We start from the raw sequence: 12,956 nt of genomic DNA on the forward strand, positions 1-12,956 counted from the left end.
TCACAATGAAAAACAATCCATTCAAAGGCATGGGCATTGCCCTTATAACTCCCTTTCATTCAGACCATTCCGTTGACGCAGAATCATTGACAAAGATAGTTCATCATGTCATTGACAATGGTGCAGACTTTTTGGTCGTCTTAGGCACGACATCCGAAGCCCCTACCCTTTCTGCCGAAGAGAAAAATCTGGTTATCAAGACCATACTTGAAGCAAACGGCAACCGGCTTCCCATACTTTTGGGCATGGGCGGCAACAACACGCAAGCCGTCATTGATGCCTTTAAAGCACAGGATTTCACGGGCATTTCGGGCATTCTGAGTGTCGTTCCGTTTTATAACAAGCCGAACCAGCGCGGCATGAAGGCGCATTTCGAAGCCATTGCCGATGCAAGTCCCGTTCCCGTAGTGCTTTACAACGTGCCAGGCCGTGTAGGTGTCAACCTGCAAGCCGCCACTTGCGTTGAATTGGCCAAGCATCCGAACATCATTGCAGTAAAAGAAGCATCGGGCAACTTGCAGCAAATCATGGAGATACTGCGCGACAAGCCCGCCGATTTCGATGTCCTTTCGGGCGACGACGGCATCACGCAGCCGCTGATGGCTTTGGGGGTCCAAGGCGTGATTTCGGTGGCTGCAAATGCTTACACCAAACCTTTTTCACAGATGATGCATGCACAAAAGGAAGGCAAGATAGAAGAAGCCCTCCGATTGCATTTCGGTATGCTGAAAATGAATCAGTTAATCTTTGCTGATGGCAATCCTTCGGGCATCAAATGTCTGATGCAACGCATGGGACTTTGCGAAAACATCTTGCGTCTGCCACTCGTTCCAGTCTGCGAAAAAGTTGAGCAGGACATCATCAACGAATACGAAAACAATTTATCAAAACTTTAATACAATGAAATTTTTACGTTTTTTCACCTTGCTTCTGGTCGCAGTCGTTATGGGCGGCAACCTTTATGCCCAAAAAGACCTAAGCAAACTCATGCAGGAACGCGGCGAGTACTATTTCAGCCTTAACGTTCAGCAACTTAGCGAAGTTCAAACCATCAACAGCCTTTGCTCCGTTGACCAAATTAATGGCAACAACGTCATTTGCTATGCCAACCAAAAACAATTCGACAACCTTTTGAAACACGGTTACCAGCCCACTTTGCTTTTGCCTCCATCAATGCAGAATGAAGTCGAAATGTGGAACAGCCGTGGCACCTACGAATGGGATTCCTATCTCACCTATCCACAATACGAAGCCATGATGCAGCAGTTTGCCACCGACCATCCTGACCATTGCACCTACATGGAATTAGGCATCTTGAACAGCGGCCGCAAGCTCATGGTTTGCCGCCTCAACAATGGCGAAACCACCGGCAAGCCGCGCGTACTGATGACCTCCACCATGCACGGCGACGAAGTCACTGGCATGATCATGCAACTCCGCCTCATCGACTATCTGTTGACTTCAAACGATGACGAAGTCAAGTTTTTGATGGACAATTTGGATATCTTCGTCAGTCCCGACACCAACCCTGACGGCACCTATCACGGCGGCAACAACAGCGTGAGTGGCGCAACACGTTACAACGCCAATTACGTTGACTTGAACCGCCATTTCCCAGACTTCGATGATGGCCCTCACCCTGACGGTGCCAGCCATTACGAAAATGAAGCCCAATGGATGATGGATTTGGCCGAAGAATACCATTTCACAATCGGTGCAAACTACCACGGCGGATCGGAAGTCATGAACTATCCTTGGGACACCTACCAGCCACATTGCGCCGATGACGACTGGTGGAGATTTGTCTGCCACGAATATGCCGACCTCACCCACGAAGTCAACCAAAACTATATGGACAGTTTTGACGACGGCATTACGAACGGCTATGCATGGTACACCATCACCGGCAGCCGTCAGGATTACATGAACTACTATCAGGAATGTCGTGAAGTGACCATCGAATGTTCCAACGACAAGACACCAAGCGCAAGCCAACTGCCTAATTTCTGGAACTATAACAAGGAAGCCATGCTGACATTCATGCATGAAGCATTGTACGGCATCCACGGCATTGTCACCGACAGCGTTACCGGCCAACCAATTGAAGGTGCCACCATCACTATTGATGGTCACGACCATCATGGTTCAAGCGTTTCCACACACGAAGCCGGTTACTATCACCGTCCAATCAAAGGCGGCACTTACACCGTAACTTATACCGCAAATGGTTATTATACAAAGTCTTTCACACTTTCAGTTGCAGACCATGAAACACTCATCCAAAACGTTCAGTTGCGTGCAGGCGAAGGCCTCATCCCTGACTTTGAAGCCACAAACTTAAACGTTTCGTTGAACGGCAACACCAATTTCACCGACAAGACCTGGGGCGCAAACCTCGTCAACTGGGAATGGCAGTTCGAAGGCGCAACCCCAAGCACTTCTACGGAACAAAATCCTACCAACATCACCTATAACGAAGTTGGCGATTTCAACGTCACTTTGACCGTCACCAATGCCGATGGCCAGACCGAAAGCATCACAAAGAGCGATTACATCCACGTCAGGGAATCCTATAACATGCAGAACGGCACTGTCACCACCTGCAACGCTCTGTTTTATGATGACAATGGTCCCGATAGCAACTACGGCAACAACAAGGACTACACCATGACCTTCAAACCTGGCAACGACAACGCCGTGCTGCAAGTCAACTTCAGCGAGTTCGGCACCGAAAGTGGTTGGGATTACCTTTACATCTATGACGGTTCAAGCACCAGTGCCACCCAAATCGGGAAATACACAGGAAGCGACAATCCAGGCACCATCACAGCCACCAACGCCGAAGGTTCACTGACATTCAGGTTCACCTCCGACCAAAACACCACCTCATCCGGTTGGGTTGCCACCCTCACCTGCATCTTCGCAGACCCACTGACCCTCACAGTCAAAGCCGAGCCGGAAGTCATCAACGAAGGCGAAAGCAGTCAGTTGATGGCCATCGCCCAAGGCGGCAGCGGCGAATACACCTATTCGTGGGAACCAGCCGAAAGTCTCAGCGACCCATTTATTGCAGAGCCAATCGCAACGCCTGAACTGCCAACCACCTACAAGGTAACGGTCAGCGATGGCATCAGCACGGTTGAAGGCGAAATCACCATCGAAATCCGCGACCTTGGCATCAACGAAAACACTTTGCAGAATGTTTCGGTTTACCCGAACCCTGCAAAGGGCAATTTCACCATTGCTTGCGAAAACAATGCAGATTACACCTTATTTAATAGTCTCGGTCAGGAAATCCTTTCAGGCGAAATTCTCAATGGAAAAGCCGAAATCGATGCCCAAAACTTACAAAAAGGCGTTTATTTCCTGAGACTTTCCAACGAAACCGCATCTTCGGTTCAGAAGATTGTCATTGAATAAAAATACATTAAACCACGGAAAAGGAATCCCTGCATAAATTTGGGGTTCCTTTTCCCTTTAAAAAAGCATAACAAAATGAAAATCAACTGTCTCATCACACAACTATTCGTTCTAATCCTCATCAGCGGCAACCTCTTTGCGCAACAGGACCTTCAGACCATGATGCGTGAGCGAGGCGAATATTTTTTCAGTCTCAACGCCAAGCAAGATTCTGAAATTCAATTCATCAACAGCATTTGTTCCGTTGCCAAAATTGAGAATGAAAACATCATTTGTTATGCCAACCAAAAGCAATATGACAATCTGTTGAAACTTGGCTACCAGCCGAATCTGCTTTTGCCTCCATCGATGCAGAACGAAGTGAAAATGTGGGACGGACGCAGCACCTACGATTGGGACACCTACCCTACTTACGGCCAATACGCCTCCATGATGCAGAACTTTGCCACCGAGCACCCCGACCGCTGTACCTATTTTGAACTCGGCACCCTGCAAAGCGGCCACAAGCTCATGTTTTGCCGCATCAACAACGGCCAACCGGAAGGCAAGCCGAAATTTCTCTACACCTCGACCATACACGGCGACGAAGTGACAGGCATGATGCTCATGTTGCGTTTCCTCGACGAACTCTGCACCAGCAATGATGACCACATTCTTAACATAATCAACAACATAGATTTATTCATTTGTCCTTGCACAAATCCCGACGGCACTTACCATGGCGGCGACAACACCGTGTCTGGCGCAACCAGAAACAACGGAAATAATGTCAACCTCAACCGAAATTATCCCGATTTCGTCGACGGCCCTCATCCTGATGCCAACCCCTATCAAGAAGAAACGCTGATGATGATGCAACTTGCAGATGAATATAAGTTTACCATGGCTGCCACTTTTCACGGTGGCAACGAAGTGGTGAATTACCCTTGGGATAACTACCATCCACTCACTGCCGATGATGCCTGGTGGCAGTTGGTGAGCCGCGAATATGCCGACCTTTGCCATGAGTGGGACACAAGCTATATGGACGGATTTCATGATGGTATTATTCATGGCGTGGAATGGTATCCAGTGGCAGGCGGGCGACAGGATTACATGAATTACTATCAGGAATGTCGCGAAGTTACCATCGAATGTTCAATGGCCTGGATGCCAAGCAGCAGCATGATGCCCACATATTGGAACTACAACCACAACAGCATCATAACCTATCTCGAAGAAGTCCTTTATGGCATTCACGGCACTGTCACTGACAGCCTTACGGGACAACCTATTGTCGGAGCGACAGTCACAATCGAAGACCACGACCACCACGGTTCATCCGTCACTTCACACGAAGTCGGTGACTACCATCGTCCCATAAATGGCGGGACCTATCAGGTAACTTATTCAGCCAACGGCTATCACCCAAAGACCATCACACTCTCAGTAAATGACCACGAAACCATTATTCAAGACATAAAACTGTTTGCAGGCGAAAACATCATTCCGAATTTCGAAGCCAATCAGACCAATGTCGCCATCGGACAAGGCATCGACTTCACCGACTTGACTTGGGGAGCCAACCTCACAAGTTGGGAATGGCAGTTCGAAGGCGGCACACCGAGTTTCTCGAATGAGCAAAATCCAACAGGAATATATTACAGCGAACCAGGCGATTACGATGTCACCTTAACCGTCGCCAATGCCGACGGACAAAGCGAAAGCATCACGAAACACGCTTACATCACCGTTGCCGAAGCCTACCTGATGCACAACGGCACCATCAGCACCTGCAACGCCATTTTCTACGACTCAGGCGGGGCGGAAAATCCATACCAAAATGGCGAAGACTACACGATGACCTTTTTGCCAAGTTCGGAAAACTCCAGACTTGAAATCGATTTCATCAACTTCAAAACCGAGGCCAATTGCGACAAAATCTTCGTTTACGATGGCACAAGCCTCAATGCGCCACTGATTGGCAGCTATTCCGGCAATCACGGTCCGGGCACCGTTACCGCAACAAATCCCGAAGGCGCATTGACTTTCCGCTTCATTTCCGACGGATTACAAGATGGAACGGGCTGGACGGCACAAATCAGCTGCATTCCCGGCCTTAGCATCAACGAAAACACTTTGCAAAACGTTTCGGTTTACCCGAATCCAGCAAAAGGCAATTTTACCATTACGTGCGAAAACGATGTGAATTACACCTTATATAATAGTCTCGGTCAGGAAATCATTTCTGGCGAAATTCTCAATGGAAAAGCAGAAATCGATACCCAAAACTTACAAAAAGGCGTTTATTTCCTGAGACTTTCCAACGAAACTGCATCTTCGATTCAGAAGATTGTTGTTGAATAAGAAATTGAAAGATTTACATCCAAAAACCAATTATTTTATAACTTTGCATTTCAAACGACTAAACCGACACGGATATGGGACAGAAACTGCCGATTGGCATACAGAGTTTTGAAGACTTGAGAAACAAGGGATTCAAGTATGTGGATAAAAGTGCCATTTTATACAAATTGGTAACAGAAGGCAAGTATTACTTTCTGTCGCGTCCGCGCCGTTTCGGGAAAAGTCTGTTCCTCAATACTTTGGAATCGTATTTCTTGGGAAAACGCGAACTGTTCGACGGTCTCGCCATTGCGGAATTAGAACACGATTGGACTGAATATCCCGTGCTGCATTTGGACTTGAATACGGAAAAGTATGACGGCCCCATAGTTCTTCATGACAAGTTAAACACAAGCCTTAGCCGCTGGGAATCTCTTTATGGCAGCGATGAACACGAAAAGTCACTTGCGACAAGGTTTGAGGGCATCATCCGACGTGCTTACGAAAAGACAGGCCGTCAGGTGGTGATACTGGTGGATGAATACGACAAGCCATTGCTTCAGGCCATCGGAAATCCTGAACTTCAAGAGGTCTACCGCGCCACTTTGAAAGGTTTCTACGGAGCTTTGAAGTCGATGGATGGATGCATTAGGTTTGCCTTTCTCACCGGCGTGACAAAATTCGGAAAGGTGAGTGTTTTCAGCGACTTGAACAATTTGCGCGACATTTCGATGGATGCTGCGTACTACGATATTTGCGGCATTACGGAAGCAGAGCTTAGTGAAAATTTCCAAGTGGAAATCTCGGAACTTGCATCAAAGTTAGACAAGACCGTTGAGGAGACCTACAGCGAACTTCGGGAGAATTATGACGGCTACCACTTTCACTATGGAAACCTGCCTGGGGTCTATAATCCTTTCAGTCTATTCAATGCTTTCGCCAAAGGTGAAATCGGTGCCTATTGGTTTGAGACTGGTACGCCGACCTATCTTGTTGAATTGCTGAAAATTCACCAATATAACCTTTCCCGTATCGAGAACGAGGAAGTTGTGAGCGATGTGCTGAACAGTGTCGACATTGCTTCGACTAACCCTTTGCCCGTCATCTACCAAAGTGGCTACCTGACCATTAAAGGCTATGACAAAGAGTTTGGCCTCTACAAACTTGGTTTCCCGAACAGGGAAGTGCGTGAGGGTTTTGTACGTTTCCTCATTCCAAGCTATACCAATGTGGACGAGGTCGGCTCTGGCTTTGAAATCAGCCGTTTCGTGCGCTCGTTGCGCGAGGGCGACATCGACGGTTTCATGGATCGCCTGCAATCCTTTTTGAGTGCCTGTCCCTACGAACTTGAACCCGAACAGGAACGCCATTTCCAAAGCGTGATGTACATTCTCACAGCCTTGTGTGGCTATTATGTTGAAATAGAAAGCCATACCAACAAAGGCCGCATGGACATGACGGTTAAAACAAAGAATTATATCTACATCTTTGAATTCAAGTTCAACAAGTCGGCGGAAGAAGCCTTGCAGCAAATCAATGAAAAGGGATATGCCGAGCGTTTCCTGAACGATGGTCGCAATATCATTAAAGTCGGCGTAAATTACAGCACTGCATGTCAGAATATTGACAAATGGATTGTGGAAGCATAGCTAAATTTTTCTGTTTTTGAAATAAAAGCGGAGAAATTACGTTACGCATACGATAAAAAAGTATAATTTTGCAGCCATGTTGAAAAATAGACTCCTGATATTGGTTTTTTTATGCGCAACTGTCTGCACATCCTGCAATCAGTTCACCCGAATCATTAAAAGCACGGACAGTGAAATGAAATACGAGATGGCAAAGGACTTTTACGACAGGCAAGATTACAACCGGGCACTTCAGCTTTTCGACCTGCTACAGGCCTCGTTCCGCAACACTCCCAAAGGAGAAGACATCACCTTCCTCACCGCGCAATGCTACTATCAGCAAGACGATTACGAAATTGCATCCTATTATTACAATAAATTTGTGCAGACCTACCCGTTTTCTGTTGATGCCGAAAAAGCCGCTTACATGAGTGCCTATTGCAGCTATCTGCTTTCGCCTGTTGCAAGTCTTGACCAGACCAATACCCACACGGCAATTAAGCAATTGAAATCATTCACCGAGAGATACCCAGAAAGCGACAGCCTCGACCGCGCCAAGCAGCTGTTGGAAAACCTCAACGACAAACTGGAGGAAAAAGACTACAACATGTGCCAGCTTTTCTATAAAATGGAGAGTTACAACGCTGCCATCACCTCATTTGAGAACCTGCTGAAGAATTATCCGAACACGAAACACCGTGAGGAAATTCTTTACGATATGGCCAAAACCTACTACGACTATGCCGAAAACAGCGTTGCCGAAAAACAGCGCGAGCGTTACGAAGCCTGCATCGAAAGGTACAACACGCTTTCGTACCTCTATCCCGAAAGCAAGTACGTTCAGCAGTTGGAAGGCATCTCGGAGAAAGCAAGAAAGAAATTAGAAAACATACAATAAACGAAACAATGGATTTCAGAAAAATTAAAACCGAAACGACGGTTGTAACCCGTCAAAAAGACCAGTTCTATCGCGGAACAGGCAACATCTACGAAACCGTTGCCATCATGTCGAAAAGAGCAGACGAGATTGCTGCCGAAATGAAGGAAGAACTCACGCAAAAGATTGAAGAGTTCTCGACCAACACCAACGACAGCCTGGAAGAAGTGTTTGAAAACAGGGAACAAATCGAAATCGCAAAATTCTACGAACGTCTTCCGAAACCCACTTTGATTGCCGTTCACGAATTCCTGCACGACGAAATTTATTTCCGCAACCCTCACAAGGAAGTTCAGGACGAATTCTAAGTCACTCTGATAAACTCAAAAGAAGCACCGCCATTGGAAAAGTGACGGTGTTTTTTGTTATCTACGAAAAAAAATCACAAGGCATGTCCTGCCTTGTACGAACAAGTCAAATAACTGTTGTTCTCGTAATACATTGAACTGCGGTAATTGTCAATTTTCAGTGCAAGCCAAGAATCATATACAGAAATCAGCACTTTGATTGAATCCATTCCGCTTTCTTCGGCAATCGAACCAATAAGACGGCTGTAGACCTTTCCCATATCCCAAAATGTCGGCAGACTAATATCACCCAAATTGACAGTATTGTCATATTGACCAACCGCAATATCATGTCTTTCAATTAATTCAGTAGCGATTTTTTCAATGTTTTCGCAATGATAAACATCAGCAAAATCATAGATATGCCTTAATTTCTTTTCTCCTATAGCATTGACGACTACCGAACGAGGATTCTTGGTCATCCGCCCTATGTATTCTATCAGCGAGCAAAGATAAAACAAGTTTCTCAATTGTTCAGATGTCTTTTCATTCTTCATAAGCACATTCCTCCGATGAAATGAAAGTCAAAGTTTCCAATCCTTTTTCGGTGCAAAAACAAATCTGATGCGTCGGATATCTGAATTTTGCCAAAACCCAAAACTGTTCCCTTGAAATGACCCCACTGATAAAATCCGAAACATAATTATAAATCTGGTCATCAGCCATTGCTCCAATTACAATATCATGATTATGAGTCTTTCCCGCACGACAATCAGCCATGAAATCGAGCCATTCGTCCGATAATTCATCAAATTCAAGAACATCCAAATTTGGATTTGGTTCATATTCATATTTCGATAACACAGGCGTTTCATAGCGGTTCGCCCAACGCACAGCCTGTTTTTCAATCATCGTACAATAAAAGCCCTCGCCGAAATCCTTTGCAAAACGGCTTTTCACAATCAGAGGTTTTTCAACCGCCACATAACTGCCATGAAATATTGTCTGTTTCTTCATTCCGCAAAAATAAGAAAACAATTTGAAATGCTATTATCTTGAAAACAATTCACATAAAAAAACTCTTAGTTTTTGCCCAAGAAAAAGGAACCCACACACAAGAAAAACACTATATTTGCGTTTTCTTTCAAAACATTTAAAAATGAAGACAAGACTTATCAGATTCGTCATACTTTTTGTCGGCTTGTTTGCCGTTCAATCCATTAAGGCCCAAGAAATTAAGTGCGAAATCCGCATCAACTCCAACCAGATTGCAGGCACCGACAAATCCGTTTTCGAAAGTCTGCAAACCGCTTTGTACGAGTTCATCAACAACACCCGCTGGACCGACATCAATTTCAAGACCAACGAAAAGATTGAGTGCAGCATCGCCATCAACATCAAGGAAAAAGTCGACGACAACTTTTCCGGCGACCTCAACATTGTGTTGAGAAGACCAACCTACAAAGCCACCTACACCACCCCGATTTTCAATTACATCGACTCGCATTTCCTGTTCAGCTACATGGATGGCGAAGCTTTGGATTTCAGCACTACTTCGTTCAATTCCGATCTCACCGAGACCATCGGTTTCTACATTTACATGATGCTCGGCTACGAATTCGACACCTTCTCGCTTTACGGCGGCGAAAACTTCTACAAGATTGCTGAAAATGTGGTCAATATGGCACAAAACACCGATGAAGCCGGTTGGGTCTCCACAAAGAACCGCCAAAACCGCTACTGGCTGTGCGAAAACATGACAAACAGCGTGTATCAGCCTCTGCGTCAGTTCCTTTACGAATACCACCGTCTTGGTTTGGATGTCATGTCAGAAAAGCCGGAAGATGGACGCGCTGCCATTACCAAGTCATTGGAATATTTGCAAACCATCCACACGACCTATCCTACCTGCTATTATTTGCAACTGCTCATGGACACCAAACGTGATGAAATCATCAACGTTTACTCGCAAGCCCCACAGCAGGAAAAAACCCGTGTCGTCAACCTCCTGAAGGAAATCGACCCATCGCAATCAACGGCCTACGACGCTATCCTGCAAAACAACGGCAAGTACTAGTCATTGAATGGTTGAATCGTTTGAAGTTTATTTGTTTAATCGTTGAAAGTTTAAAGAATAATGCTATTTGAACTTTTTGAACATCTATTCTGAAAACTAAAAAGCAATAGTCCCAAACCCAAAAGGTAATGTTACAGCAGCTTCACATCAGCAATTACGCCCTTATCGAAAGCCTTTCCGTTGATTTTTCAGAAGGTTTTAGCGTCATCACAGGCGAAACCGGCGCAGGAAAATCTATTCTTTTAGGCGCTTTGGGATTTGTCCTCGGCGACCGTGCCGACACCAATGTGCTTTACGACAAGGATAAGAAATGCGTTGTGGAAGCATCATTTTCACTGAACGACGACTCGCTCAAACCGCTTTTTGAAGAAAACGACCTCGATTTTGAAACGGAATGTAGTTTTCGCAGGGAACTGAGTCCTACGAAAAAAACGCGTGCATTCATCAACGACACACCCGTTTCGTTGCAGACTATGAAAGAAATCGGGAGCCTGCTTGTCGATATTCACTCGCAGCACGACTCTCTCCTACTCACCGATGCCAACTTCCAGTTGCGGCTGTTGGACGAAATCGCGCAAGACCAAGAAACCTTATCATCTTATAAATCAAAATACTCCGAATTCAACACCTGCAAACGGAAGTTGCAGGAATTGAAAGACATGGCGGAAAAGAATGCCGCTGAAAACGATTTCCTCAAATTCCAATACGAAGAACTTGAAAAGGCGCAGCTCAAGGAAGGCGAATATGCCGAAATCGAACAGACGCTTCAAGTGATGGAGAATTCCGAGGAAATCAAAAATCTGTTAGTCGGCGCCAATGCTTTATTGGAAAATTCGGAGACTGCCATTCTGCCGCAAATCAGCGATTTATCGGCTTCACTCAGCCGGTTGGAGCAATTACTGCCCGCCACACAAGGCATGAGCGAACGCATCGAAAGCCTGAAAATCGAGCTGAAAGACATTGCCTACGACCTCGACCGCATGGAAGGCGACACCCAATTTGACGAAGAGCAACTGCAAACCCTTCAAGAGCGCCTCGACCTGCTCAACCGCATCATGATGAAGCACCGCATCAACGATTTTAATGAGCTGATACGTTTCAAGAATGAATTGGCTGAAAAAGTCAATGCCTACGAAAACATCGACCAGGAAATTGCCAAAGCAGAAAAAGCACTGCAAACCAGCGAAAAAGAGCTTAGAAGATTAGCCGACAACCTTCATGTCATACGGCAAAAGGCCTCAACCGATTTTGAGAACCGCGTCACGGATTTAGTCAGACAGTTAGCCATGCCGCATGCTGTTTTCAAAGTTGCCGTGGAACCGACAGACACATTCAACGCCAACGGAACCGATGAAATCCGTTTCCTTTTCTCTGCCAACAAAGGCATAGAAGTCAACGACATTGACCGCGTTGCTTCGGGCGGCGAATTGTCGAGGCTCATGCTTTCCATCAAGAGTGTGGTCTCGCAATACAACTACATTCCGACGCTCATTTTCGATGAAATCGACACGGGCGTTTCGGGTGAAGTGGCCGCAAAAATCGGTAGCATCATGCAACAGATGGGACATTCCTTGCAACTGATTGCCATCACGCATTTGCCTCAGGTGGCCAGCAAAGCCTTGCATCATTTCTTCATTTTCAAAGACAACAACGGAGAAAAAACCAAATCGAACATCAAGACTTTGCAAGCCGAAGAACGCATCACGGAAATTGCCAAGATGCTCAGCAACGACAAGATAACACCCGAAGCCATTAAGGCTGCGGAAGTTTTGCTGAATTAAGAAATCTCAAACAATTACAAATCAGCGTTTTCGACGAGAATGAAATGATCCTTGTCGTTTTCCTTTTTCACGTATGCTTGGTCGTAAACCACATAATAGACCGAACCAGTTTTTGTGATGTAGATATGCGTGAAATACTTGAAATCGAAGCCTTTTTCATCCAACTGTTGCTTGCTGACGAAAGCCTTTCCCTTGGGATTCAGTTCTTTCAAGATGTTGTAGTTTCTCGAAAGAATGGCATTGATATTCCTGACCAGATTGGTCTGCTGGTGATTCTTTTCGTAGTTGTAGCTGTTGCGGCACGAGTCGCAGCAGAATTTCTTATCCAAGCGGCCTAAAATCGGCTCACCGCAATACAAGCATTTCCTTTGTTCTTCCATAGCGCGTTGTCTTTTAGAGTTTTCGATTTGCAAATATAGCAACTTGAGGAATACCAGACGATGAAAATTTTACGAAATTGAAGAGATATATCAATTTTTGCTTTCGCATTCATCCTCAACA

At 45.6% G+C, this 12,956-nt stretch carries 11 protein-coding genes; 8 read left to right on the plus strand and 3 right to left on the minus strand.

Annotation, left to right across the window (positions count from 1 at the left end; genetic code table 11):
• Positions 1-5: 5 nt before the first annotated feature.
• The 6 genes from dapA (at position 6) to AC06MN_RS02825 (ending at position 8,618) form a co-directional block, all read left to right on the plus strand.
• Positions 6-896: a 4-hydroxy-tetrahydrodipicolinate synthase gene (gene dapA, locus AC06MN_RS02800; protein WP_475670831.1), complete on the plus strand. Its 891-nt coding sequence runs from the start codon at positions 6-8 to the stop codon at positions 894-896.
• Positions 897-900: 4 nt separating this feature from the next.
• Positions 901-3,420 (plus strand): M14 family zinc carboxypeptidase, encoded by a 2,520-nt coding sequence (locus AC06MN_RS02805; protein ID WP_475670832.1) that lies wholly within the window; start codon positions 901-903, stop codon positions 3,418-3,420.
• 75 nt (positions 3,421-3,495) lie between these two features.
• Positions 3,496-5,766, plus strand: a complete 2,271-nt coding sequence (locus AC06MN_RS02810) for a M14 family zinc carboxypeptidase (RefSeq protein ID WP_475670833.1) — start codon at positions 3,496-3,498, stop codon at positions 5,764-5,766.
• Between the two features lie 74 nt (positions 5,767-5,840).
• Entirely contained in the window at positions 5,841-7,394 is a 1,554-nt protein-coding gene (locus tag AC06MN_RS02815) for an ATP-binding protein (RefSeq protein WP_475670834.1), read from the plus strand.
• 76 nt (positions 7,395-7,470) lie between these two features.
• Positions 7,471-8,271 (plus strand): outer membrane protein assembly factor BamD, encoded by an 801-nt coding sequence (locus tag AC06MN_RS02820; protein WP_475670835.1) that lies wholly within the window; start codon positions 7,471-7,473, stop codon positions 8,269-8,271.
• Positions 8,272-8,279: 8 nt separating this feature from the next.
• Positions 8,280-8,618 (plus strand): DNA-directed RNA polymerase subunit omega, encoded by a 339-nt coding sequence (locus tag AC06MN_RS02825; RefSeq protein ID WP_475670836.1) that lies wholly within the window; start codon positions 8,280-8,282, stop codon positions 8,616-8,618.
• Between the two features lie 74 nt (positions 8,619-8,692).
• Here AC06MN_RS02825 and AC06MN_RS02830 read toward each other — a convergent pair whose 3' ends face one another.
• Together AC06MN_RS02830 and AC06MN_RS02835 are read right to left on the minus strand one after the other, a co-directional pair.
• Positions 8,693-9,079 (minus strand): hypothetical protein, encoded by a 387-nt coding sequence (locus AC06MN_RS02830; protein ID WP_475670837.1) that lies wholly within the window; start codon positions 9,077-9,079, stop codon positions 8,693-8,695.
• 64 nt (positions 9,080-9,143) lie between these two features.
• On the minus strand, positions 9,144-9,614 hold the full coding sequence (locus AC06MN_RS02835) for a DUF3990 domain-containing protein (RefSeq protein WP_475670838.1): 471 nt from the start codon (positions 9,612-9,614) through the stop codon (positions 9,144-9,146).
• A 142-nt stretch (positions 9,615-9,756) separates the two neighbouring features.
• Here AC06MN_RS02835 and porD point away from each other — a divergent pair, with 142 nt between their 5' ends.
• Together porD and recN are read left to right on the plus strand one after the other, a co-directional pair.
• Complete coding sequence (gene porD, locus AC06MN_RS02840; RefSeq protein ID WP_475670839.1) at positions 9,757-10,674, plus strand: type IX secretion system protein PorD; 918 nt, start codon at positions 9,757-9,759, stop codon at positions 10,672-10,674.
• Between the two features lie 128 nt (positions 10,675-10,802).
• Positions 10,803-12,455, plus strand: a complete 1,653-nt coding sequence (gene recN, locus AC06MN_RS02845) for a DNA repair protein RecN (protein WP_475670840.1) — start codon at positions 10,803-10,805, stop codon at positions 12,453-12,455.
• Between the two features lie 14 nt (positions 12,456-12,469).
• On the opposite strand, the gene AC06MN_RS02850 is transcribed toward recN, so the two are convergent.
• Entirely contained in the window at positions 12,470-12,835 is a 366-nt protein-coding gene (locus AC06MN_RS02850; protein WP_475670841.1) for a hypothetical protein, read from the minus strand.
• Positions 12,836-12,956: the final 121 nt, after the last annotated feature.

The sequence above is a fragment of the Candidatus Limimorpha sp. genome (assembly GCF_056203535.1).